Annotated in this window: 15 protein-coding genes; 12 read left to right on the top strand and 3 right to left on the bottom strand. The window is 57.6% G+C overall.

The window, feature by feature from the left end; translation table 11 throughout:
- Position 1: 1 nt before the first annotated feature.
- Positions 2-1,342 carry a gluconate transporter gene (gene gntU / locus AC4OVS_RS01640; RefSeq protein WP_017693851.1) on the top strand — a complete coding sequence of 447 codons (1,341 nt, stop codon included), beginning with the start codon at positions 2-4 and terminating at the stop codon, positions 1,340-1,342.
- A 105-nt stretch (positions 1,343-1,447) separates the two neighbouring features.
- On the opposite strand, the gene yhgN is transcribed toward gntU, so the two are convergent.
- Entirely contained in the window at positions 1,448-2,041 is a 594-nt protein-coding gene (gene yhgN, locus AC4OVS_RS01645) for an NAAT family transporter YhgN (protein WP_003861574.1), read from the bottom strand.
- A gap of 178 nt (positions 2,042-2,219) precedes the next feature.
- On the opposite strand from yhgN, the gene asd reads away from it, so the two are divergent.
- The 6 genes from asd (at position 2,220) to glgP (ending at position 12,931) form a co-directional block, all read left to right on the top strand.
- Positions 2,220-3,323, top strand: coding sequence for an aspartate-semialdehyde dehydrogenase (asd, locus tag AC4OVS_RS01650; RefSeq protein ID WP_022649649.1), 1,104 nt, complete (start codon positions 2,220-2,222; stop codon positions 3,321-3,323).
- 239 nt (positions 3,324-3,562) lie between these two features.
- A complete protein-coding gene (gene glgB / locus AC4OVS_RS01655) occupies positions 3,563-5,749 on the top strand; it encodes a 1,4-alpha-glucan branching enzyme (protein WP_023298793.1) in 2,187 nt (728 codons plus the stop codon).
- On the top strand, positions 5,746-7,719 hold the full coding sequence (glgX, locus tag AC4OVS_RS01660) for a glycogen debranching protein GlgX (RefSeq protein WP_063201365.1): 1,974 nt from the start codon (positions 5,746-5,748) through the stop codon (positions 7,717-7,719). The genes glgB and glgX overlap by 4 nt, the downstream gene beginning before the upstream one ends.
- A 17-nt stretch (positions 7,720-7,736) precedes the next feature.
- Entirely contained in the window at positions 7,737-9,032 is a 1,296-nt protein-coding gene (gene glgC, locus AC4OVS_RS01665; protein WP_003861582.1) for a glucose-1-phosphate adenylyltransferase, read from the top strand.
- On the top strand, positions 9,032-10,465 hold the full coding sequence (glgA, locus tag AC4OVS_RS01670; RefSeq protein WP_022649646.1) for a glycogen synthase GlgA: 1,434 nt from the start codon (positions 9,032-9,034) through the stop codon (positions 10,463-10,465). Before glgC ends, glgA begins: the two co-directional genes overlap by 1 nt.
- 18 nt (positions 10,466-10,483) lie before the next feature.
- Positions 10,484-12,931 carry a glycogen phosphorylase gene (gene glgP, locus AC4OVS_RS01675; protein WP_023307123.1) on the top strand — a complete coding sequence of 816 codons (2,448 nt, stop codon included), beginning with the start codon at positions 10,484-10,486 and terminating at the stop codon, positions 12,929-12,931.
- A gap of 90 nt (positions 12,932-13,021) precedes the next feature.
- Here glgP and glpD read toward each other — a convergent pair whose 3' ends face one another.
- Entirely contained in the window at positions 13,022-14,530 is a 1,509-nt protein-coding gene (gene glpD / locus AC4OVS_RS01680; RefSeq protein WP_023298790.1) for a glycerol-3-phosphate dehydrogenase, read from the bottom strand.
- A 285-nt stretch (positions 14,531-14,815) separates the two neighbouring features.
- Here glpD and glpE point away from each other — a divergent pair, with 285 nt between their 5' ends.
- Genes glpE through AC4OVS_RS01695 form a run of 3 tightly spaced genes read left to right on the top strand, consistent with a single transcriptional unit; the run spans position 14,816 to position 16,801 of the window.
- Positions 14,816-15,148 (top strand): thiosulfate sulfurtransferase GlpE, encoded by a 333-nt coding sequence (glpE, locus tag AC4OVS_RS01685; RefSeq protein ID WP_022649643.1) that lies wholly within the window; start codon positions 14,816-14,818, stop codon positions 15,146-15,148.
- A gap of 47 nt (positions 15,149-15,195) precedes the next feature.
- On the top strand, positions 15,196-16,026 hold the full coding sequence (gene glpG / locus AC4OVS_RS01690; RefSeq protein WP_022649642.1) for a rhomboid family intramembrane serine protease GlpG: 831 nt from the start codon (positions 15,196-15,198) through the stop codon (positions 16,024-16,026).
- A gap of 16 nt (positions 16,027-16,042) precedes the next feature.
- Complete coding sequence (locus tag AC4OVS_RS01695) at positions 16,043-16,801, top strand: DeoR/GlpR family transcriptional regulator (protein WP_022649641.1); 759 nt, start codon at positions 16,043-16,045, stop codon at positions 16,799-16,801.
- A 97-nt stretch (positions 16,802-16,898) separates the two neighbouring features.
- On the opposite strand, the gene malT is transcribed toward AC4OVS_RS01695, so the two are convergent.
- The gene (malT, locus tag AC4OVS_RS01700; protein ID WP_022649640.1) at positions 16,899-19,604 is read right to left on the bottom strand and encodes an HTH-type transcriptional regulator MalT; all 2,706 of its coding nucleotides are present in this window, start codon (positions 19,602-19,604) and stop codon (positions 16,899-16,901) included.
- A gap of 573 nt (positions 19,605-20,177) precedes the next feature.
- On the opposite strand from malT, the gene malP reads away from it, so the two are divergent.
- Together malP and malQ are read left to right on the top strand one after the other, a co-directional pair.
- Complete coding sequence (gene malP, locus AC4OVS_RS01705; protein ID WP_491922142.1) at positions 20,178-22,571, top strand: maltodextrin phosphorylase; 2,394 nt, start codon at positions 20,178-20,180, stop codon at positions 22,569-22,571.
- A 9-nt stretch (positions 22,572-22,580) separates the two neighbouring features.
- Positions 22,581-24,659: a 4-alpha-glucanotransferase gene (malQ, locus tag AC4OVS_RS01710; protein WP_046620650.1), complete on the top strand. Its 2,079-nt coding sequence runs from the start codon at positions 22,581-22,583 to the stop codon at positions 24,657-24,659.
- Positions 24,660-24,718: the final 59 nt, after the last annotated feature.

The following is a 24,718-nucleotide window of genomic DNA, read 5'->3' on the forward strand; positions in this document are numbered from 1 at the left end:
TTTGAGTACATTAACGCTAGTTTTGACAGCAGTGGGTTCCGTATTGCTGCTGCTGTTTTTAGTAATGAAGGCACGTATGCACGCCTTCGTTGCTTTGATGGTGGTTTCTATTGGTGCCGGTCTCTTTTCCGGAATGCCGCTCGACAAAATTGCGGCGACGATGGAAAAAGGGATGGGCGGCACGCTCGGCTTCCTGGCCATCGTAGTCGCGCTCGGCGCGATGTTTGGCAAGATTTTGCACGAGACGGGCGCGGTCGATCAGATTGCCGTCAAGATGCTGAAATCCTTCGGACACAGCCGTGCGCACTACGCGATTGGTCTGGCTGGTCTGATTTGCGCGCTGCCGCTGTTCTTTGAAGTGGCGGTGGTGCTGCTGATTAGCGTGGCGTTCTCCATGGCACGCCATACCGGTACCAACCTCGTGAAGCTGGTCATTCCGCTGTTTGCGGGCGTGGCGGCGGCGGCGGCGTTTCTGCTGCCGGGGCCTGCGCCGATGCTGCTGGCCTCCCAGATGCATGCTGACTTTGGCTGGATGATCCTGATTGGCCTGTGTGCGGCGATCCCGGGGATGATTATCGCCGGTCCGCTGTGGGGCAACTTCATTAGCCGTTACGTTGAGCTGCACATTCCGGATGACATCTCCGAGCCGCACCTGGGCGAGGGCAAAATGCCGTCCTTCGGCTTCAGTCTGTCGCTGATCCTGCTGCCGCTGGTGCTGGTGGGCCTGAAAACCATCGCCGCGCGTTTTGTGCCGGTGGGGTCAACCGCTTACGAATGGTTCGAATTTATTGGTCATCCGTTCACTGCGATCCTGGTGGCGTGTCTGGTGGCAATTTACGGCCTGGCGATGCGTCAGGGCATGCCAAAAGATCGCGTGATGGAGATATGCGGTGCCGCGCTACAACCGGCGGGGATTATTCTGCTGGTGATCGGGGCGGGCGGCGTGTTCAAGCAGGTGCTGGTGGATTCCGGCGTTGGCCCGGCGCTGGGCGAAGCGCTGACCGGGATGGGCCTGCCGATTGCGGTCACCTGCTTCGTGCTGGCCGCGGCGGTGCGTATCATTCAGGGCTCCGCGACCGTGGCGTGCTTAACCGCGGTGGGGCTGGTGATGCCGGTAATTGAACAGCTGAACTACTCCGGCGCGCAGATGGCGGCGCTCTCTATCTGTATCGCGGGCGGCTCGATTGTGGTATCTCACGTGAACGACGCAGGCTTCTGGCTGTTCGGTAAATTTACCGGCGCAACCGAAGCGCAAACCCTCAAAACCTGGACGCTGATGGAAACCATCCTCGGCACGACGGGTGCGGTTGTCGGGATGATTGCGTTTACGCTGCTGAGCTAACGAGACCGTATTTTGTCGGGTGGCGGCTTCGCCTTACCCGACCTACAAAAAAATCAGGTCCTGTAGGCCGGGTAAGCGTAAGCGCCACCCGGCTTTTTTACATCTTCACCCTTTCATCCATGCCCGGATCCCATCCAGGAACATCTGCGTCGCCATCATCACCAGAATCAGCCCCATCAGGCGCTCGAGGGCGTTCACCCCTTTCTCGCCCAGCAGGCGCAGGAACAGCGATGACTGCAACAGGATAATAAATGTCCCGCCCCAGGCGATCAGCAGGGCAATGACCAGGTGGCTCATCTGATTCGGGTACTGATGCGACAGCAGCATCAGCGTTGCCAGAATCGTTGGCCCGGCGACCAGCGGAATCGCCAGCGGCACGATAAACGGTTCTTCACCCGCAGGCAGGCCGCTGCTGCTGCCCTCCGCGCTCGGGAAAATCATCTTTATGGCAATCAGGAACAAAATGATCCCGCCGGAAATGGAGACCGTTTCGGCACGTAAGTTCAGGAAAGCGAGGATTTTTTCACCGGCGAACAGGAAGATAAACATCACCAGCAGGGCGATGAGCAGCTCGCGGATCATGATCGCCCGACGGCGCTTCGGCTCGGTGTGCTTCAGCACCGACATGAAGATCGGCAGATTACCGAGCGGATCCATAATCAGGATCAATAAAACCGCTGCGGAAATGATTTCACTCATCTTAAATTATCCCTGATACTTATTGTGGTCATTGCGATGATTAGCACTTTTTCTGATTGCCGGGCAATCATCGATTAATTTCGCTTGCGACTTTGGCAGCATTTTGTAATGTGAAGCATATCCCAGTTCAATACTGGCTTGCACAATCAGCACACACCCCTTGCAGGAAAAAAATGCTATGAAAAACGTTGGTTTTATCGGCTGGCGCGGTATGGTCGGCTCTGTACTCATGCAACGCATGGTTGAAGAGCGCGATTTCGACGCCATCCGCCCGGTCTTCTTCTCCACTTCCCAGCTCGGCCAGGCTGCACCGTCCTTTGGTGGTACCACAGGCACGTTGCAGGATGCTTACGATCTGGAAGCGCTGAAGGCACTCGACATTATTGTGACCTGCCAGGGCGGCGATTATACCAACGAAATTTATCCGAAGCTGCGTGAAAGCGGCTGGCAGGGCTACTGGATTGACGCGGCCTCTTCGCTGCGTATGAAAGACGATGCCATCATCATTCTCGACCCGGTTAACCAGGATGTCATTACCGACGGCCTGAACAACGGCGTGAAAACGTTTGTTGGCGGTAACTGCACCGTCAGCCTGATGCTGATGTCCCTCGGCGGCCTGTTCGCACAGGATCTGGTGGAGTGGGTCTCCGTAGCGACCTACCAGGCGGCGTCCGGCGGCGGCGCGCGTCATATGCGCGAGCTGCTGACCCAGATGGGCCAGCTGCACCAGAGCGTCGCGACCGAACTGGCAAACCCGGCGTCCGCGATCCTCGATATCGAGCGTAAAGTCACTCAGCTCACCCGCAGCGGCGAGTTGCCGGTGGATAACTTTGGCGTACCGCTGGCCGGCGGTCTGATCCCGTGGATCGACAAACAGCTGGATAACGGCCAGACCCGCGAAGAGTGGAAGGGCCAGGCTGAGACCAACAAAATCCTCGCCACCGCGAACACCATTCCGGTTGACGGTCTGTGCGTGCGTATCGGCGCGCTGCGCTGCCACAGCCAGGCTTTCACCATTAAACTGAAAAAAGATGTGTCTATTCCGACCGTGGAAGAGCTGCTGGCCGCGCACAACCCGTGGGCGAAAGTGGTGCCAAACGATCGCGATATCACCATGCGCGAACTGACCCCGGCAGCCGTTACCGGCACGCTGACCACCCCGGTTGGCCGCCTGCGCAAGCTGAACATGGGACCGGAGTACCTCTCCGCGTTCACCGTTGGCGACCAGCTTCTGTGGGGTGCCGCCGAGCCGCTGCGCCGCATGCTGCGCCAGCTGGCGTAATAATTTGTTAAACACCGGGGGTGAATGTCACCCCCTTTTTTTGCGTACTACATGGAGTAAAACGCAGATGTCTTATTTTTTATCAGGAGGGCCCACGACGTTGGCTATGCTTTAAGGAAGATTTATTTCTCACCTGAGGGTAGGGCGGAGCAGAGAGGATTAACTGCACCGTTTAGGTCACATTAAAAGTCGTCCCGGAGCGCGTAAAAAGGGCGACATAAAAAAACAGGATGAATACCATGTCCGATCGTATTTCGAGAGACGTGATTAATGCGCTTATTGCGGGTCACTTTGCCGACCCCTTTTCTGTGCTAGGGATGCACCGTACAGAGGCCGGACTGGAAGTTCGGGCGCTGTTACCGGATGCAACAGAAGTGTGGGTTATCGAACCCAAAACCGGCCGCAAGGTGGGTAATCTGGAATGCCTCGACTCGCGTGGCTTCTTCTCGGGCGTCATGCCCCGCCGTAAAAATCCTTTTCGTTATCAGCTTGCCGTTATCTGGCACGGTCAGCAAAACCTGATTGATGATCCCTATAGCTTCGGCCCGCTCTTAAAAGAGATGGACGCCTGGCTGCTGTCCGAAGGGACCCATTTACGCCCCTACGAAACGCTGGGTGCCCATGCGGATACCATGGACGGTATCACCGGCACGCGCTTTGCCGTATGGGCGCCAAACGCCCAGCGCGTCTCCGTCGTCGGGCAGTTCAACTACTGGGACGGTCGTCGTCACCCCATGCGCCTGCGCCGGGAAACCGGTATCTGGGAGCTGTTTATCCCCGGCGCGCACAACGGTCAGCTCTACAAATTCGAGATGATCGATGCCAACGGCAAGCTGCGTATTAAATCCGACCCGTACGCCTTTGAGGCCGAACTGCGCCCGAATACCGCCTCGCTGATTTGCGGCCTGCCGGAGAAGGTTGTCCAGAGCGAGGAGCGCAAGCAGGCCAACCGCTTTGATGCGCCGATCTCCGTCTATGAAGTGCATCTCGGCTCCTGGCGTCGCCACACCGATAACAACTTCTGGCTGAGCTATCGCGAGCTGGCGGACCAGCTGGTGCCGTACGCCAAATGGATGGGCTTTACCCATCTGGAGCTGCTGCCAATCAACGAACACCCGTTCGACGGTAGCTGGGGCTATCAGCCGACCGGGCTATATGCGCCTACGCGCCGCTTCGGCACGCGCGATGACTTCCGCTATTTCATTGATGCCGCGCACGCCGCCGGACTGAACGTGATCCTCGACTGGGTGCCGGGCCACTTCCCGTCGGATGATTTTGCGTTGGCAGAGTTTGACGGTACGAAGCTGTACGAGCACAGCGATCCGCGCGAAGGCTATCACCAGGACTGGAACACGCTGATCTACAACTACGGTCGCCGTGAAGTGTCAAACTACCTGGTCGGAAACGCGCTGTACTGGATCGAACGTTTCGGCATTGATGCCCTGCGCGTCGATGCAGTGGCGTCGATGATCTACCGCGACTACAGCCGCAAAGAGGGTGAGTGGATCCCAAACGAGTATGGCGGGCGTGAAAACCTCGAAGCGATTGAGTTTCTGCGCAACACCAACCGCATTATCGGCGAGCAGGTGGAAGGCGCCGTGACCATGGCTGAAGAGTCAACCGACTTCCCGGGCGTTTCCCGTCCACCGGCAATGGGCGGCCTGGGCTTCTGGTACAAGTGGAACCTCGGCTGGATGCACGACACGCTCGACTACATGAAGCTTGACCCGGTTTATCGTCAGTATCACCACGATAAGCTCACCTTCGGGCTACTCTACAACTACACCGAAAACTTCATGCTGCCGCTGTCGCACGATGAGGTGGTACACGGCAAGAAATCCGTTCTCGACCGCATGCCGGGGGACGCGTGGCAGAAGTTTGCCAACCTGCGCGCCTATTACGGCTGGATGTTCGCCTTCCCGGGCAAAAAGCTGCTGTTTATGGGCAACGAATTTGCGCAAGGGCGCGAATGGAACCACGACACCAGCCTTGACTGGCATCTGCTGGAAGGCGCGGACAACTGGCACCACGGCGTGCAGCGTCTGGTTCGCGACCTGAACCTGACCTATCGCCACCACAAAGCGCTGCACGAGCTGGACTTCGATCCGTACGGCTTTGAGTGGCTGGTGGTGGACGACCACGAGCGCTCGGTGTTTGTCTTTGTACGACGTGATAAAGCCGGTAACGAGATCATCGTCGCCAGCAACTTCACGCCGATACCGCGCGAACACTACCGCTTCGGCATAAACCAGCCGGGCAAATGGCGCGAAATCCTTAACACCGACTCCATGCACTACCACGGCAGCAACGCCGGTAACGGCGGGCTGGTACAGAGCGACGCCATCGAAAGCCACGGTCGTCCGAACTCCCTTGGCCTGACACTGCCGCCGCTGAGCACAATCTGGCTGGTGCGGGAGGGAGAATGACGCAGCTCTCGGCAGGTAAACCCGAACCGCTCGGGGCGAGTTTTGACGGAAAGGGGGTGAACTTCACGCTCTTTTCTGCCCATGCTGAGCGGGTGGAACTCTGTGTGTTTGACGGGGAAGGTAACGAACACCGTTACGATTTACCGGCGCGCACGGGGGATACCTGGCATGGCTACCTGCCCGGAGGACGGCCGGGGATGCACTACGGTTTTCGCGTACACGGCCCCTGGGAGCCCTCTCAGGGGCACTGGTTTAACCCGGCGAAGCTGCTGATTGACCCATGTGCGCACCGCGTGGACGGCGAGTTTAAAGACGACCCGCTGTTCCACGTTGGCTACGGCGAACCAGACCACCGCGACAGCGCACCCGTCGCGCCCAAAAGCGTGGTGGTACACGATCTCTACGACTGGGAAGACGATGCCCCGCCGCGCACGCCGTGGGGCAACACCGTTATTTATGAAGCCCACGTCAAAGGGCTGACGTATCTGCATCCGTCAATCCCCAAAGAGATGCGCGGTACCTACAAAGCGCTTGGGCATCCGACGATGGTCGCGTACCTGAAGCACTTAGGGATCACCGCCCTGGAGCTGTTGCCCGTGGCGCATTTTGCCAGCGAGCCGCGGCTGCAGCGTCTTGGGTTAAGCAACTACTGGGGCTACAACCCGCTGGCGATGTTCGCCCTCGACCCGCGCTACGCGGTGCATCCGGAGAAGGCGCGGGATGAGTTTCGCGATGCGGTGAAGGCGCTTCACGCGGCGGGTATCGAGGTCATTCTGGACGTGGTGTTGAACCACAGTGCAGAAAGCGATCTTGATGGCCCGACGCTCTCACAGCGCGGAATCGATAACCGTAGCTATTATTGGATCAGGGACGACGGCGATTACGAGAACTGGACCGGGTGCGGTAACACCCTCAACCTCAGTCATCCGGCCGTTACGCATTACGCGTACGCGTGCCTGAAATACTGGGTTGAGACGTTCCACGTGGACGGTTTTCGTTTCGACCTGGCGCCGGTAATGGGGCGCACCCCGGCGTTCAGCCAGCAGGCGCCGCTGTTTGAGGCCATCAAAAACTGTCCGGTGCTTTCAAAGGTGAAGCTGATTGCGGAGCCCTGGGACATCGGCGAGGGCGGTTATCAGGTGGGGAACTTCCCGCCGCTGTTTGCCGAGTGGAACGACCACTTCCGCGATGCCGTCCGCCGCTTCTGGCTGACGCGCGATCTGTCGCTGGGGGAGTTTGCCGGTCGCTTTGCCGGCTCCAGCGATCTCTTTAAGCGTGACGGCAAACGTCCGTCGGCCACCATTAATCTGGTGACGGCGCACGACGGTTTTACGCTGCGCGACTGCGTTTGTTTCAATCAGAAACACAATGAGGCAAACGGCGAAGAGAATCGCGATGGGACTAACAACAACCATAGCTTTAACCATGGTATAGAAGGGTTAGGCGGAAGTCTGGATGTGATCGAGCGGCGACGCGCCAGCGTTCATGCGCTGCTGACGACGCTTTTGTTGTCGCAGGGCACGCCGATGCTGCTGGCGGGCGATGAGCACGGTCACAGCCAGCACGGCAACAACAACGCCTATTGCCAGGACAACACCCTGACCTGGCTCAACTGGGAAGAAGCGAACAGCGGGTTGACCCATTTCACCGCGGCGCTGATCCATCTTCGCCAGCGCATCCCCGCGCTCACCGCCGACTGCTGGTGGGAAGAGGGCGACGGAAACGTTCGCTGGCTGAATAAAGACGCGCAACCGTTAAGCGCGCAAGAGTGGCAACACGGCATACCCTGTCTGCAAATCCTGCTTTCGGATGCGTGGCTGGTGACGCTGAACGCGACGGATGACGTCGCAGAGATTGTTTTACCTGACGGGGAATGGCGAGCCATTCCTCCCTTTGCCGGAGCGGATAATCCGGTTGTTATGGCTGTCTGGCACGGGCCTGCGCACGGAGTGTGCGTATTCCAAAGATGATAAAAAAGGAGTTAGTCATGGTTAGATTAGAGAAGAACGATCCGTTAATGTTGGCGCGCCAGCTACCATTAAAAACAGTTGCCCTGATCCTCGCGGGCGGGCGTGGTACCCGTCTGAAAGATTTGACCATCAAGCGCGCCAAACCGGCCGTTCACTTTGGTGGTAAGTTCCGTATTATCGATTTTGCACTGTCCAACTGCCTGAACTCAGGCATTCGCCGTATTGGCGTCATTACCCAGTATCAGTCGCACACGCTGGTGCAGCACATTCAGCGCGGCTGGTCATTCTTCAGCGAAGAGATGAACGAGTTTGTCGATCTGCTCCCGGCGCAGCAGCGCGTTCACGGGGAGAACTGGTACCGCGGCACGGCGGATGCCGTGACCCAGAACCTCGACATCATTCGCCGCTACAACGCGGAATACATCGTTATCCTCGCCGGGGACCACATCTACAAGCAAGATTACTCCCACATGCTGATCGACCACGTCGAAAAAGGTGCGCGCTGCACCGTGGCGTGTCTGCCGGTGCCTGTTGCAGAAGCAACCGCGTTTGGCGTGATGCATGTAGATGGCGATGACAAGATTATCGACTTTGTCGAAAAACCGGCGAATCCGCCAACCATGCCGGGAGACGACACCAAATCGCTCGCCAGCATGGGGATCTATGTCTTTGATGCCGATTATCTTTATGAGCTGCTGGAAGAAGACGACAAAGACGAAAACTCCAGCCACGACTTCGGTAAAGACATCATCCCGAAAATTACCAAAGCTGGCATGGCGTATGCACATCCTTTCCCATTGTCCTGCGTGCAGTCCGATCCAAATGCGGAACCTTACTGGCGCGACGTCGGCACGCTGGAAGCCTACTGGAAAGCTAACCTCGATTTGGCGTCCGTGACGCCTGAACTGGATATGTACGACCAGAACTGGCCGATTCGCACCCATATGGAATCGCTGCCGCCGGCGAAGTTCGTCCAGGATCGCTCCGGCAGCCACGGTATGACGCTGAACTCGCTGGTCTCTGGCGGGTGCATTATCTCCGGTTCGGTGGTGGTGCAGTCCGTGCTGTTCCCGCGCGTGCGTATAAACTCATTCTGTAATATCGATTCGGCAGTCCTGCTGCCGGATGTCTGGGTAGGGCGCTCATGTCGTCTGCGTCGCTGCGTTATCGACCGTGCCTGCGTCATTCCCGAAGGGATGGTGATTGGGGAAAACGCGGAAGAAGATGCACGTCGTTTCTACCGATCGGAAGAGGGGATCGTGTTAGTAACACGGGAAATGTTGCGGAAGCTGCAAATCAAACAGGAGCGATGATGCAGGTTTTACACGTATGTTCTGAGATGTTCCCGTTGTTAAAAACGGGCGGACTGGCGGATGTTCTTGGTGCATTACCGGCGGCGCAAATTGCCGGAGGGGTGGATACCCGCGTGTTGTTACCCGCTTTTCCGGATATCCGGCGTGGTATTCCCGATGCGAAGGTTGTTACCCGCCGCGAGACCTTCGCGGGACGTATCACCCTGCTGTTTGGACATTACAATGGCGTAGGGATTTACCTGATTGATGCGCCGCATTTATACGACCGACCCGGCAGCCCGTATCACGATACCAACCTGTACGCCTATACCGATAACGTGCTGCGCTTTGCCCTGCTCGGCTGGGTGGGGGCGGAGATGGCCGTCGGGCTGGATCCGTTCTGGCGTCCGAACGTGGTGCACGCGCACGACTGGCATGCGGGGCTGGCTCCTGCGTATCTGGCGGCGAAAGGACACCCGGCGAAATCGGTGTTTACGGTGCACAACCTGGCGTATCAGGGCATGTATTACGCGCATCATATGAATGACATCGATCTGCCATGGTCGTTCTTTAACATGCACGGACTGGAGTTTAACGGACAGATTTCGTTCCTGAAGGCCGGTCTGTACTACGCCGACCACATCACGGCGGTCAGCCCAACCTACGCGCGGGAAATTACCCAGCCGGAGTTCGGTTACGGTATGGAAGGGCTACTGCAACAGCGCCACCGTGAAGGTCGTCTGTCGGGCATTCTGAACGGCGTGGATGAACAGATCTGGAATCCGGAAACGGACCTCCTGCTGGCAGCGCGCTATGGTCGCGACTCCGTGGAGGACAAAGCGGAGAACAAGCGTCAGCTACAGATTGCGATGGGGCTGAAGGTCAACGACAAGGTACCGCTGTTTGCGGTGGTCAGCCGCCTGACCAGCCAGAAAGGGCTGGATCTGGTGCTGGAAGCGCTGCCGGGATTACTGGAGCAGGGTGGGCAGCTTGCGCTGCTCGGCGCGGGCGACCCGGTATTGCAGGAAGGTTTCCTCGCGGCCGCGGCGGAACATCCGGGGCAGGTGGGCGTGCAGATTGGCTATCACGAAGCGTTCTCGCACCGCATCATGGGCGGCGCAGACGTGATTCTGGTGCCGAGCCGTTTCGAGCCCTGCGGCCTGACGCAGCTCTATGGTCTGAAATACGGCACGCTGCCGCTGGTACGCCGCACGGGCGGGCTGGCGGATACGGTGTCTGACAGCTCCCTGGAAAACCTGGCGGATGGTATCGCCAGCGGGTTTGTTTTCGAGGACAGTAATGCCTGGTCGCTGCTTCGGGCGATCCGGCGTGCTTTCGTCTTGTGGTCCCGTCCATCCCTGTGGCGTTACGTACAACGTCAGGCGATGTCCATGGACTTTGGCTGGCACGTTGCGGCGCAGTCCTACCGCGACCTTTATCAACGCTTGATGTAACGAGGCGAAGTTACTGATATGAATGCTCCATTTAGCTACTCTTCCCCCACGCTCAGCGTTGAGGCGTTGAAACACTCCATCGCCTATAAGCTGATGTTTACCATTGGGAAAGATCCCGTTATTGCCAACAAACATGAGTGGCTGAACGCCACGCTGTTTGCGGTGCGTGACCGTATGGTCGAACGCTGGCTGCGCTCCAACCGCGCCCAGCTCTCGCAGGAGACGCGACAGGTGTATTACCTGTCGATGGAGTTTTTGATTGGTCGCACCCTCTCCAATGCGCTGTTATCGCTCGGGATTTATGACGACGTCAAAAACGCGCTGGAAGAGATGGGGCTGGACTTAGAAGAGCTGATTGACGAAGAGAACGACCCGGGGCTGGGTAACGGTGGTCTCGGGCGTCTTGCCGCCTGCTTCCTCGATTCACTGGCGACGCTGGCGCTGCCGGGACGCGGGTACGGTATTCGCTACGACTACGGCATGTTCAAGCAGAACATCGTTGATGGGCGTCAGAAAGAGTCGCCGGACTACTGGCTGGAGTACGGTAACCCGTGGGAGTTCAAGCGCCACAACACGCGCTACAAGGTGCGTTTTGGCGGGCGTATTCAGCAGGAAGGGAAAAAATCCCGCTGGGTGGAAACCGAAGAGATCCTCGCCGTGGCCTATGACCAGATTATCCCCGGCTACGACACCGATGCGACCAACACGCTGCGCCTGTGGAACGCGCAGGCCAGTAGCGAGATCAACCTCGGTAAATTCAATCAGGGTGACTACTTCGCGGCGGTGGAAGATAAAAACCACTCTGAGAACGTGTCCCGCGTCCTGTATCCGGATGACTCGACCTACTCGGGCCGCGAGCTGCGTCTGCGTCAGGAGTATTTCCTCGTCTCGGCAACGATTCAGGATATCCTTAGCCGTCACTATCAGCTGCACAAAACCTATGCGAATCTGGCGGAGAAAACGGCGATTCACCTCAACGATACCCATCCGGTGCTGTCGATCCCTGAGCTGATGCGCCTGCTGATTGACGAGCATAAGTTCAGCTGGGATGACGCGTTTGAAGTAACCTGCCAGGTGTTCTCGTACACCAACCATACGCTGATGAGTGAAGCGCTGGAGACGTGGCCTGTGGATATGCTCGGCAAAATTCTGCCGCGCCACCTGCAAATCATCTTCGAGATCAACGACTACTTCCTCAAGACCTTGCAGGAGCAGTACCCGAACGATACCGGTCTGCTGAGCCGCGCCTCGATCATTGATGAATCCAACGGGCGTCGCGTACGCATGGCCTGGCTGGCGGTGGTGATCAGCCATAAGGTTAACGGGGTTTCAGAGCTGCATTCGAACCTGATGGTGCAGTCGCTGTTTGCAGACTTTGCGAAGATCTTCCCGACGCGTTTCTGCAACGTGACCAACGGCGTCACCCCGCGCCGCTGGCTGGCGCTGGCGAACCAGCCGCTGTCTGACGTGCTGGACGAAAATATCGGCCGCACCTGGCGCACCGATTTGAGCCAGCTGAGCGAGCTTGAGCAACACATTGATTTTCCGACGGTGAACAAAGCCGTACGGGAAGCCAAGCTGCTGAACAAGAAACGGCTGTCAGTCTGGCTGGCGATGCATCTCAACGTGGTGGCGAACCCGAAAGCGCTGTTCGACGTGCAGATCAAACGTATCCACGAGTACAAGCGTCAGCTGATGAACGTCCTGCACGTCATCACTCACTACAACCGCATTAAGGCTGACCCGACGGCGGAGTGGGTGCCGCGCGTGAAAATTTTTGCCGGTAAGGCGGCCTCCGCGTACTACATGGCGAAGCACATCATTCATCTTATCAACGATGTGGCGAAGGTAGTGAACCAGGATCCGGACATTGGTGACAAGCTGAAAGTGGTGTTTATCCCGAACTACAGCGTAAGCCTGGCGCAGCTGATTATTCCGGCGGCGGATCTCTCAGAGCAGATTTCCACGGCGGGGACGGAAGCATCCGGCACCAGCAACATGAAGTTTGCCCTGAACGGCGCGCTGACCATCGGCACGCTGGACGGCGCAAATGTCGAAATGCTGGAGCATGTGGGCGCGGAGAATATCTTTATCTTCGGGAATACGGCGGAAGAGGTGGAGGCGCTTCGCAAGCAGGGCTACTCGCCGCGTGAGTATTATGAAGAGGATGAAGAGTTACGCCAGGTGCTGACGCAAATCGCCACCGGGGTGTTTAACCCTGAGGAGCCTGGGCGCTATCGTGACCTGGTGGACTCGCTGATTAACTTTGGCGATCACTATCAGGTGCTGGCGGATTACCGCAGCTACGTGGATTGTCAGGATAAGGTGGACGAACTGTACCGTCAGCAGGAGAAGTGGACCAGCGCCGCGATGCATAACATCGCCAACATGGGATACTTCTCGTCAGACAGGACCATCAAAGAGTATGCCGAGAATATCTGGCATATTGATCCGGTGAGGTTGTAAAACAAAGCCGGGTGGCGGCTCCGCCTTACCCGGCCTACTCGATCCTGTAGGCCCGGTAAGCGCAGCGCCACCGGGCATTTTTTGTCACCCTCAGGACGCCAGTGACAATTCACGCTTTCCCGCATGTTGTTGCAACCACTGCGCCACGCGAGACTGCTGCTCGGCATTCAGCCACATCCCTTCTTTAGTACGACGCCAGATGGCATCGTCCAGACGGCGCACCCATTCGTGTTCCACCAGGTAGCGCAGTTCCGCTTCGTACAGCTCATGGCCAAAATGCTCGCCCAGATCGGCAATCTCTTTTGCGTCGCCGAGGAACAGTTCGGTATTGCTGCCGTAGGTGCGGGCGTAGTGGCGCGCCATTCCTTCGGTAATGAACGGGAAGCGGCGACGCAGCTTCGCGGCGTAATCGTCGCGGTTATTGCCGATATCGCCGCCAGGCAGCACGGCGCCTTTCGTCCACGCCGGGCCGATGCCTTTGTAATACGGCGCCAGTTTCTCCAGCGCGTGCTCCGCCAGTTTACGGTAGGTGGTAAGCTTACCGCCAAACACCGACAGCAGCGGCGCCTGACCGTCTACGTCATGAATATCAAGCGTATAGTCACGGGTGATGGCCTGCGGTGAGTCAGACTCGTCATCACACAGCGGACGCACGCCGGAGTAGGTCCAGACCACGTCATCGCGCGCCAGCTGTTTTTTAAAGTGTGCGTTGTACACTTTCAGCAGGTAGCTGACTTCGCTCTCTTCAATCTCAACGTTTTTCGGATCGCCCTTGTACTCCACGTCAGTGGTGCCGATGATGGAGAACTCGTCCATCCACGGGATCACAAACACGATGCGCTTGTCTTCGTTTTGCAGGATATAAGCCTGCTTCTGGGTATGCACGCGCGGCACCACAATGTGGCTGCCCTTGATCAGGCGGATGCCGTACGGAGAAGGCAGGTGCATACCGTCATCGAAGAACTGTTTTACCCACGGGCCGGTGGCATTCACCAGGCCGCGCGCTTTCCAGCTAAACTTCTCACCGGTATCTACGTCTTCCGCTTCCACAATCCACAGGCCGTTTTCGCGGCGCGCGGCGGTCGCGCGGGTACGGGTTTTCACCTCGCCGCCTTTCTTCTCGACCATCTGCGCGTTAGCCAGCACCAGACGCGCATCGTCCACCCAGCAGTCAGAATATTCGAAACCGCGCACGATTTCAGGCTTAAGGACCGATTCTGAGCCAAAACGCAAACCGGTCGAACCCGGCAGGCTGGTGCGTTTACCCAGATGATCGTACATGAACAGGCCGATGCGGATCATCCACGCCGGACGCAGGTGCGGGCGGTGAGGCAGGCGGAAGCGCATCGGGATCGCCAGATGCGGAGCCATTTTCAGCAGCACTTCGCGTTCGGCCAGCGCTTCGCTGACCAGGCGGAATTCGTAGTGTTCCAGGTAGCGCAGGCCTCCGTGGATCAGCTTGGAGCTGGCGGACGACGTCGCGCAGGCGAGATCGTTAGCTTCCAGCATCAGCACGGATAAACCGCGTCCTGCGGCATCAACCGCAATACCGGCACCGTTGATGCCCCCGCCTATCACAATCAGATCTTTGGTTTCCATAACACCCTCATGCACTTTCGTTAAAGCTCAAAAATGTTCGATATCGCTCATAATAGCAAAGGAACGCGCTTTTGGTAACATCAAAAAAACAATTTAGAGTGATATGGATAACATAATGGCGTTTACCCGCCGCCAGGACGTACACTACGGGGTAAAATGGTGCGGTCTGATGCCCTCACCCCAGCCCTCTCCCACGGGGAGAGGGTGATCCGTTTCCCTCTCCCTCCGGGAGAGGGTAGGGTGAGGGGAAAACCGCACCACGCCTGAATATAAGATGAGAACACCATGGATCAGTTTGAATGTATTAACGTAGAAGAAGCCCATCAGAAGATGCACCAGAAAACCGCGGTGCTGGTGGATATCCGCGATCCGCAGAGCTTTGCGATGGGCCACACGCCGGGCGCGTTCCATCTCACCAACGACACGCTGGGCGCGTTTATGCGCGATAACGACTTCGACACGCCGGTGATGGTGATGTGCTATCACGGCAACAGCAGTAAAGGCGCGGCGCAGTATCTGCTCCAGCAGGGTTACGACGCGGTATACAGCGTCGACGGCGGCTTTGATGCATGGCATCGTCATTTCCCGGCAGAAGTTGAATACGCGTTTGAGCGCTGATCCCGCTATACTGTCCCCTTTTGTGTGGAAATAAGCGACCGCTGCCCATGTTGATGATCACCTCTTTTAGCAACCCGCGCGTCGCCCAGGCGTTTGTCGACTATATGGCGACGCAGGGCATTATCCTGACTATTCAGCAGCATACACAGACGGATGTCTGGCTGGCAGACGAAAGCCAGGCTGGGCGCGTGAACGCCGAGCTGGCGCGTTTCCTGGAAAACCCGGGCGACCCGCGTTATCTGGCAGCAAGCTGGCAATCCGGCCAGACCGACAGTGGCCTGCACTATCAACGTTTTCCGTTTCTCGCCACCCTCCGCGAGCGCGCAGGACCGTTTACGCTGCTTTTGATGGCAGCCTGCATCATCGTCTTCATTATTATGAGCGTGGTGGGCGACCAGAGCGTGATGATTGCCCTCGCATGGCCGTACGATCCCTCCCTGCAATTTGACGTCTGGCGCTACTTCACGCATGCGCTGATGCACTTCTCGGTGATGCATATCCTCTTTAACCTGCTGTGGTGGTGGTATCTCGGCGGAGCAGTGGAGAAGCGGCTCGGCAGCGGCAAGTTGATTGTGATCACCCTTATCAGCGCCCTGTTAAGCGGCTATGTGCAGCATAAATTCAGCGGTCCGTGGTTTGGCGGGTTATCCGGCGTAGTGTACGCCCTGATGGGTTACGCCTGGCTCAGAGGCGAGCGCGACCCGGAAAGCGGCATCTATTTACAACGTGGATTAATAACCTTTGCGTTAATATGGCTTATTGCCGGATGGTTTGATCTGTTTGGTATGTCTATCGCCAATGGTGCGCACGTTACCGGCCTGGCGGTCGGGCTGGCGATGGCGCTGGCCGATACGCTCCATGCGCGAAAACGAACATAATTCCCAGGGATATTTCATGAAACAAACACAACGTCATGACGCCATTATCGAACTGGTAAAAAAACAGGGATACGTCAGTACTGAAGAGCTGGTGGAGCAGTTTGCCGTCAGCCCGCAAACCATCCGTCGTGACCTCAACGACCTGGCCGATCAGAACCGTATTCTGCGCCATCACGGCGGCGCGGCGCTGCCGTCCAGCTCGGTGAACACCTCATGGCATGATCGTAAGGCGACGCAAACGGCAGAGAAAGAGCGTATCGCCCGTAAAGTGGCGAGCCAGATCCCGAACGGCGCGACGCTGTTTATTGATATCGGCACCACGCCGGAAGCGGTCGCCCATGCGCTGCTGAATCACGAGAACCTCCGCGTGGTGACCAACAACCTGAACGTGGCCAACACGTTGATGCAGAAAGACGATTTCCGCATCATCCTCGCGGGCGGCGAACTGCGCAGCCGCGACGGGGGCATTATCGGCGAAGCGACGCTCGATTTTATCTCTCAGTTCCGCCTCGATTTCGGCATTCTGGGGATCAGCGGCATCGACACCGACGGCTCGCTGCTGGAGTTTGATTACCACGAGGTGCGCACCAAGCGCGCGATTATTGAGAACTCGCGCCACGTGATGCTGGTGGTGGATCACTCGAAATTTGGCCGCAATGCGATGGTCAACATGGGCAGCATTAGCATGGTGAATGCGGTCTACACCGACGAGATGCCGCCGGCGGGCGTGTTGCAGGTGATTAAGGATAACAATTTGCAGCTGGAGTTGTGCTAGCGGTTGTGTCGGGTGGCGCTGCGCTTACCCGACCTACAAATTGTTCTCCCTCTCCCTGTAGGAGAGGGCCGGGGTGAGGGCATCAGGCCGCACAAAACTAAACTCCGTACCCCATCATCTTCAACAACTGCTGCGCATGCTGCACTGCGTCCTGACGGTGCGCCACGCCCAGCTTCTGATACAGATTGCGAATGTGCGTTTTGATGGTGGTTGCCGCCACCGCCAGCTCACCGGCTATCTGCTCGTTGCTGTAGCCTGAATAGATCAGCCCCAGCACCTGCCATTCACGCTGTGTGAGCGGGCTGGTGCGGATAAGCTCCGGTACTTCCGGATGGTTCAGCAGACGTTCAACAAAGTTCTCATCGAAGTGCGCAAACTTGTGGCGATGGTGCTGGTTGATCTCGCGCAGAATGCGCTGGGCGCGATGCTGGTCGAGTTCCGGCAGCGTGTTGAGCTGAATCAGCTGGCGCAACTGCTGGGCCATCACTTCACCCTCAATCACAAAGTGGCTTATAAACCCGGTGCGGTTCGCCAGCTGCAACGCTTCCAGCAGCACGCGCTGGGCATCGTTTTTACGTCCCGCCTGCCAGTAAAGCTGGTTTAACAGCAGCAGGTTGCGGTTTAAATCGCTCATCAGGCGCAGGCTACGGGCGTTTTCGTTTAACTCTTCCAGCACGATTTCGGCAGGCTCGAAGTCACCCAGCAGGATCTGCACGCGGGCAATATTGCGCCACTGGCTTTGCAGGAAGTGGTTATTGGCAAATTCTGGTTTAGGCGTGTGACGCAGCCAGTTGGCGGCGGACTTTTTATCGCCGGTCATCTGCCAGTATATCACCCGGACCTTATCGGCGTTGGAGACCCAGTCGCTATGGTACTGCCCGTTGCCGAGCAGGTTTTCCAGGCGGTTAAGGTGGTTGCGGGCATTATCCAGGTCGCCGCGCGCCAGCGAGCACTGCACCAGCAGGGCCAGGCACTGGAGTTGCTGCTGCGGCTGGAAGCTCGAAAGCACATTCAGGCCCTGGCGGGCGCAGCTTTCTGCTTCATCCAGACGCGACCATGCCCAGAGCAGCTGAGCGCGAATACGCAACAGGAACTCGTGCATCGGCAGCTGTTCCAGATGCTGTTCACGGATCAGCTGGAACGCTTTCTCCTGGTTTTCCCAGGCGGCCTGCAGGAACCCCTGAGCAAATAAAATCTCGCTTTGCTGGATCAGGCTCCAGAGGGCGTAATGCCAGACATCGTGGCGGCGGGCCATCTGTTCGGTTTGCTGCATGAGCGAAAGCGAACGCGTGAGGTCGCCCTTACAGTGCAGCACTTCGCCGTGTACCGAGGTGGCCACAATACGGCTGTAGAAATTCGCCAGCGGCAGCTCATCCAGCGCGACCATCGCCAGCCGTTCGGCTTCTTCCGGGTCGCCGTCGTTAATCGCCACCTGCGCACGCAGGGCGTTAAATTCGCCGTGCAGGGTGGCATCCATCTCGCTTTCCATCTCCTGCTCGGCGCGCGCCAGCAGGGTGTTCACTTCGCTGTAGCGATGCTGGCTCTGCATCAGCCAGGCCTGGAGCAGCACCAGACGCGGATTCTCCAGCAGGCTCTCCCACGGCAGCGCTTTTAACGACTCTTCCAGCAGCGTCAGTTCGCTGTGGTTGAACAGTCCCCACGCGTGGTTGAGCAGAATATCGCGCAGCATACCGGCATCTCCGGCGGCCAGCGCATGGTGGATAGCCTCGCTCGGGAAACCTTGCGCCATCCAGCTTTCGGCGGCGGCGCGGTGAATTTCTGGCAGCTCTGCGGCCATCTCCCACTGGCAACGCTGGCGCAGGAAGCTGCCAAACAGCGGATGGTAGCTAAACCATTCGCCGGGATCGTCCATTCGCGTCAGGAACAAACCCTGACGTTCAATCTCTTCGAGCTGAAGCTGCCCGTTTTCAATACCGGTGACGCGCACAATCAGCGCATCGTTCATCGAACGTAGCAGGGAGCTTTTCAGCAGGAAATGGCGGGTAGTGAGGTCTACGCTGTTGAGTACCTCATCCACCAGATAATCCGACAGGTGGCTGGCGTTGATGCCCGCCAGGCGGCGCGCGGACTGGTGCGTTGGGCTATTGTTTTGCCGCGCGGAAAGGGCAATCAGCTGAAGCGCCGTGGCCCAGCCTGCAACGTCATCACACAGGCGGCTGCTTTCAGACGCCTCAATCGGAGAAGTCAGACGGCAGTCAAAGAACTGTTTCGCTTCCTGATGGGTAAAGGCCAGCTGCTGACTGCCAATTTCCAGTAGCTGATCGCGCACCCGCAGGTTGGCAATGCCCAGCTGCGGAAGGTTGCGCGACAGGACGACCAGCGTCAGGTTTTCCGGCTGATGGCGCAGGAAGAACCGCATGGACTCGTGAATAACCGGGTTGGTGATCAGATGATAATCATCAATCACCACATACAGCGGGCGATGCCATTCGGCCAGTTCGATAAACAGCTGGGAGAACAGAGAGGACAGGCTGGCGTACTGGCGCTTTTGCACCATCACCTCGCTGGTGACGCAGTGTCCGTTGGTTGCCTGCTGAATTGCGGCAATTAAATAGCTGGCAAAACGCTCCTGCTGGTTATCACCTTCATCCAGAGAGTACCAGCCAAGATCGCTTTTACCTGCCGCCCATTGCGAAATGAGCGTTGTTTTTCCATAACCCGCAGGACTCGTAACCAGCGCCAGTCGGAAATTATGCGCACCGGAAAGTTTAGCCAGCAGGCGCTCGCGGACCACAGTATGGTCAAGACGAACCGGGCGACTTAATTTGGACGGAATCAACATAGTTTTCACTTCACTGTGGGGAACGAGAGAATTTATTTTTTTTGCGCTTCGTAATTAATATCTATAAGTTCGGCCAATAGAGGAACTATTGCAAGTTATGTCTGGGTTTGGAGGCTCTGAATTTGCACTCTGTCACAAAACATTCTCATCATTGGTGGAACTTTTCATAAATGGCTGGATGCCGCGCTGTTACTGGCTTGTCTGCATGGCGCGCGGTTGCGCTGAAACTGGTTTCAGAAAGAGATAATGACGGTGAAGTTAATTAACTTTAGGGAAAGTTGCTCTGGCTTAATAGTGTTGCTGGAAAGCCGCTGTACGTGAGAAATATTATTCTACGTAAGTAATCATTTCAGCGATGATTAATTTCCTCCGAAACTGCATTTCATTTCTTTGACGCTCTTCCGGGATCGCTTTTTCAGCGAAGCGCACACTTACACAGTGGCCTCGATCACACTTTTATGCTCATCCCCGCTACTCCTCCCTGCCTAATCCCCGACAGGAGGAGGAAGAGGCGCAATGAGCCAGGCACACTAGCGCCAAATGTGTTTTCTCTCTACAGGATGCCGATTCCCTATGTCACAGCCTACTTTCAACAAAGCTCAATTCCAGGCTGCCCTGACGCGTCAGTGGCAGCGTTTTGGCCTTCATGCTGCAAACGAGATGACGCCTCACCAGTGGTGGCAGGCGGTGAGCGGGGCGCTCGCAGAGCAGCTGGACGCTCAGCCCGCGACGAAGCCTGTGAAAGGCCAGCGTCACGTCAACTACATTTCGATGGAGTTCCTGATTGGCCGTCTGACGGGTAACAATCTGCTGAACCTTGGCTGGTATCAGGACGTCGGCGATGTGCTGAAAGAACACGACATCAACCTGACCGATCTGCTGGAAGAAGAGATTGATCCGGCGCTGGGTAACGGCGGTCTGGGACGTCTGGCAGCCTGCTTCCTGGATTCCATGGCAACCGTGGGCCAGTCGGCCATTGGCTATGGTCTGAACTACCAGTACGGTCTGTTCCGCCAGTCGTTCGCTGACGGCCACCAGATGGAAGCGCCGGACGACTGGCATCGTAATACTTATCCGTGGTTCCGCCACAACGCACAGCTGGATGTGCAGGTCGGGATTGGCGGGAAAATCACGAAGCAGGGGCTCTGGGAACCAGCGTTCACCATTACCGGTGAAGCCTGGGATCTGCCGGTGCTCGGCTACCGTAACGGCGTGGCGCAGCCGCTGCGTCTGTGGCAGGCGAAGCACGCGCATCCATTTAACCTGACTAAATTCAATGACGGTGATTTCCTGCGCGCCGAGCAGCAGGGTATCGACGCCGAGAAGCTGACCAAAGTGCTCTACCCGAACGACAACCATCTGGCGGGTAAAAAGCTGCGCCTGATGCAGCAATACTTCCAGTGCGCCTGCTCCGTGGCGGACATTCTGCGCCGCCACCACCTGGCGGGCCGCAAGCTGGCGCAGCTGCCGGACTTCGAAGTTATTCAGCTCAACGACACGCACCCAACCATTGCCATCCCGGAACTTCTGCGCGTGCTGATCGACGAGCATCAGCTGAGCTGGGACGACGCCTGGGCCATCACCAGCCGCACCTTCGCCTACACCAACCACACCCTGATGCCGGAAGCGCTGGAGTGCTGGGATGAGAAGCTGGTGAAAACGCTGCTGCCGCGCCATATGCAGCTCATCAATAAAATTAACGACCAGTTTAACGTGCTGGTGGAGAAAACCTGGCCGGGCGACAAAGCCGTCTGGGCGAAGCTGGCCGTGGTACACAACAAACAGGTGCGCATGGCGAACATGTGCGTGGTAAGCGGCTTTGCGGTGAACGGCGTGGCCGCGCTGCACTCTGATCTGGTGGTGAAAGATCTCTTCCCGGAATACCACCAGCTGTGGCCGACCAAATTCCACAACGTGACCAACGGCATTACGCCGCGTCGCTGGATCAAACAGTGCAACCCGCTGCTGGCCGGCCTGCTGGACAAGACCCTGAAGAAAGAGTGGGCCAACGATCTGGACCAGCTCATCAACCTGGAAAAATACGCTGACGACGCGAAGTTCCGCGAGCAGTACCGCGCCATTAAGCTGGAGAACAAGGTACGTCTGGCCGAGTTCGTGAAAATGCGTACCGGAATTGAAATTAACCCAAATGCGATTTTCGATATCCAGATCAAACGCCTGCACGAGTACAAACGTCAGCACCTGAACCTGCTGCACATTCTGGCGCTGTACAAAGAGATCCGCGAGAACCCTCAGGCCGACCGCGTCCCGCGCGTGTTCCTGTTCGGTGCGAAAGCGGCGCCGGGCTACTACCTGGCGAAAAACATTATCCTTGCCATTAATAAAGTGGCGGCGGCGGTCAACAACGATCCGAAAGTGGGCGACAAGCTGAAGGTGGTGTTCCTGCCGGACTACTGCGTCTCTGCGGCTGAAATGCTGATCCCGGCGGCGGATATTTCCGAGCAGATCTCTACCGCCGGTAAAGAAGCGTCCGGCACCGGCAACATGAAGCTGGCCCTGAACGGCGCGCTGACCGTCGGCACGCTGGACGGTGCGAACGTCGAAATTGCCGAGAAGGTCGGCGAAGAGAACATCTTTATCTTCGGCCATACTGTTGAAGAAGTGAAAGCCATCAAAGCCAAAGGGTATGACCCGGTGAAATGGCGTAAAAAAGACAAAGTGCTGGATGCGGTGTTGAAAGAGCTGGAAAGCGGGAAGTACAGCGACGGCGACAAGCACGCGTTTGACCAGATGCTGCACAGCATGGACAAACAGGGCGGCGACCCGTACCTGGTAATGGCGGACTTTACCGCTTACGTTGAAGCGCAGAAGCAGGTCGACGTGCTGTATCGCGACCAGGATGCCTGGACTCGCGCATGTATCCTGAACACCGCGCGCTGCGGTATGTTCAGCTCTGACCGCTCAATCCGTGATTATCAGGCTCGTATCTGGCAGGCAAAACGCTAAGGAAGCGCGATGGAGAGTAAACGTCTGGACAGTGCCGCGCAGGCGGCGGGAATTAGCCTCAGTTACATCAATGCGCACGGCAAACCGCAGTCTATTGGTGCGGACACCAAAAGACGTTTGCTGGATGCCATGCACAAAACCGACGCGAAAGCGTCGGGAGCGCCGGTGCCGAACGTGAAGGTCTTTACCGCGGGCAAAAAGATGCCGCTGGCGGTGGAAGGACGCGGCGAGTTCAGCTGGCTGCTCACCACCGAAGAGGGGCATCAGCATAAAGGCCATGCCACCGGCGGCAAAACCCTCACCCTTCCGGCGAAGCTGCCGGAGGGCTATCACAGCCTGACGCTCACCCAGAATGACAGCCGCTTCCACTGTCGGGTGATCGTCGCGCCGAAGCGCTGCTATGAGCCGCAGGCGCTACTCGAAGGCAAAAAGCTGTGGGGCGCCTGTGTGCAGCTTTACACCTTGCGTTCAGACAGCAACTGGGGCATTGGCGATTTTGGCGACCTGAAAAAGATGCTGGCATCTGTTGGTGAGCGCGGCGGGGCATTTATCGGTCTCAACCCGATCCACGCCCTCTATCCGGCGAATCCGGAAAGCGCCAGCCCGTACAGCCCGTCTTCCCGCCGCTGGCTGAACGTGATCTACATCGACGTTAACGCGTTAGACGATTTCAAAAACAGCAAAGAGGCGCAGGCGTGGTGGAAGCTGGACACCACCCAACAGATGCTGAAACAGGCCCGCGATGCGGACTGGGTCGATTATGCCTCCGTGACCGCGCTGAAAATGGCGGCGCTGCGTCTGGCCTGGAAGGGCTTTGCGAAGCGTGACGACGAGCAGATGGCAGCCTTCCGCCAGTTTGTGATGCAGGAAGGCGAGAGCCTTTACTGGCAGGCGGCGTTTGATGCGCTGCATGCGTATCAGGTCCAGGAGGATGAGATGCGCTGGGGCTGGCCGGTGTGGCCGGAAGCGTATCAGTCCGTGGATACCCCGGAAGTGAAGGCGTTTTGTGAGACGCATGCCGACGAGGTGGATTTCTATCTCTGGTTGCAGTGGCTGGCGTACAGCCAGTTTGCTGCCTGCTGGCAGGTGAGTCAGGGCTATAACATGCCGATCGGTCTGTATCGCGATCTGGCCGTCGGCGTGGCGGAAGGCGGGGCGGAGACCTGGTGTGACCGTGAACTTTACTGTCTGAAAGCCTCCGTCGGTGCGCCGCCGGATATTCTGGGCCCGCTTGGTCAGAACTGGGGCTTGCCGCCGATGGATCCGCACGTGATGGCGGCGCGTGCCTACGAGCCGTTTATCGATCTGCTGCGCGCTAACATGCAGAACTGCGGCGCGTTGCGTATCGACCATGTGATGTCTGTGCTGCGTCTGTGGTGGATCCCGTACGGTGAAACGGCCGATCACGGGGCGTACGTGCAGTATCCGGTGGACGATCTGCTCTCAATCCTCGCGCTGGAGAGTAAACGTCATCAGTGCATGGTGATTGGCGAAGATCTCGGTACCGTGCCGGTTGAGATTGTCAGCAAGCTCCGCGACAGCGGGGTTTACTCCTACAAAGTGCTCTATTTTGAAAACGACCATGAGAAAACCTTCCGCGCGCCGAAAGCGTACCCTGAACAGTCAATGGCAGTCGCGACGACGCATGATCTTCCTACGCTCAGAGGCTACTGGGAAAGCGGCGACCTGACGCTCGGCAAAACGCTGGGTCTCTACCCGGATGAAGAGGTTCTGCGTGGGTTGTATCAGGATCGCGAGCTGGCGAAACAGGGGCTGCTGGATGCGCTGCATAAGCATGGCTGTCTGCCGAAGCGCGCCGGGCATAAGGCGGCGCTGATGTCGATGACGCCAACGCTTAACCGTGGCTTACAGCGCTATATTGCCGACAGCAACAGCGCGTTGCTCGGTCTGCAACCGGAAGACTGGATTGATATGGCGGAGCCGGTAAACATACCCGGTACCAGCTATCAGTACAAAAACTGGCGTCGCAAGCTGTCCACTACGCTTGAAGCGATGTTCGCCGATGACGGGGTGAACAGGCTGATTAAGGATTTGGATAAACGGCGAAAAGCAGCCGCGAAGAAATAATAAAAAACCCGCCAGTGGCGGGTTTTTTATTATCAGGTCGTGCTCATGTAGGTCGGGTA

The organism is Enterobacter sp. 4974935 (genome assembly GCF_058661735.1).

Coding starts and splice junctions, on each gene's coding strand:
- malP (WP_491922142.1), top strand. CDS start 20,178: ATGTCACAGCCTACTTTCAACAAAGCTCAATTCCAGGCTGCCCTGACG.
- asd (WP_022649649.1), top strand. CDS start 2,220: ATGAAAAACGTTGGTTTTATCGGCTGGCGCGGTATGGTCGGCTCTGTA.
- yhgN (WP_003861574.1), bottom strand. CDS start 2,041: ATGAGTGAAATCATTTCCGCAGCGGTTTTATTGATCCTGATTATGGAT.
- glpD (WP_023298790.1), bottom strand. CDS start 14,530: ATGGAAACCAAAGATCTGATTGTGATAGGCGGGGGCATCAACGGTGCC.
- glgA (WP_022649646.1), top strand. CDS start 9,032: ATGCAGGTTTTACACGTATGTTCTGAGATGTTCCCGTTGTTAAAAACG.
- glgB (WP_023298793.1), top strand. CDS start 3,563: ATGTCCGATCGTATTTCGAGAGACGTGATTAATGCGCTTATTGCGGGT.
- glpE (WP_022649643.1), top strand. CDS start 14,816: ATGGATCAGTTTGAATGTATTAACGTAGAAGAAGCCCATCAGAAGATG.
- glpG (WP_022649642.1), top strand. CDS start 15,196: ATGTTGATGATCACCTCTTTTAGCAACCCGCGCGTCGCCCAGGCGTTT.
- malQ (WP_046620650.1), top strand. CDS start 22,581: ATGGAGAGTAAACGTCTGGACAGTGCCGCGCAGGCGGCGGGAATTAGC.
- malT (WP_022649640.1), bottom strand. CDS start 19,604: ATGTTGATTCCGTCCAAATTAAGTCGCCCGGTTCGTCTTGACCATACT.
- glgX (WP_063201365.1), top strand. CDS start 5,746: ATGACGCAGCTCTCGGCAGGTAAACCCGAACCGCTCGGGGCGAGTTTT.
- glgP (WP_023307123.1), top strand. CDS start 10,484: ATGAATGCTCCATTTAGCTACTCTTCCCCCACGCTCAGCGTTGAGGCG.
- glgC (WP_003861582.1), top strand. CDS start 7,737: ATGGTTAGATTAGAGAAGAACGATCCGTTAATGTTGGCGCGCCAGCTA.
- AC4OVS_RS01695 (WP_022649641.1), top strand. CDS start 16,043: ATGAAACAAACACAACGTCATGACGCCATTATCGAACTGGTAAAAAAA.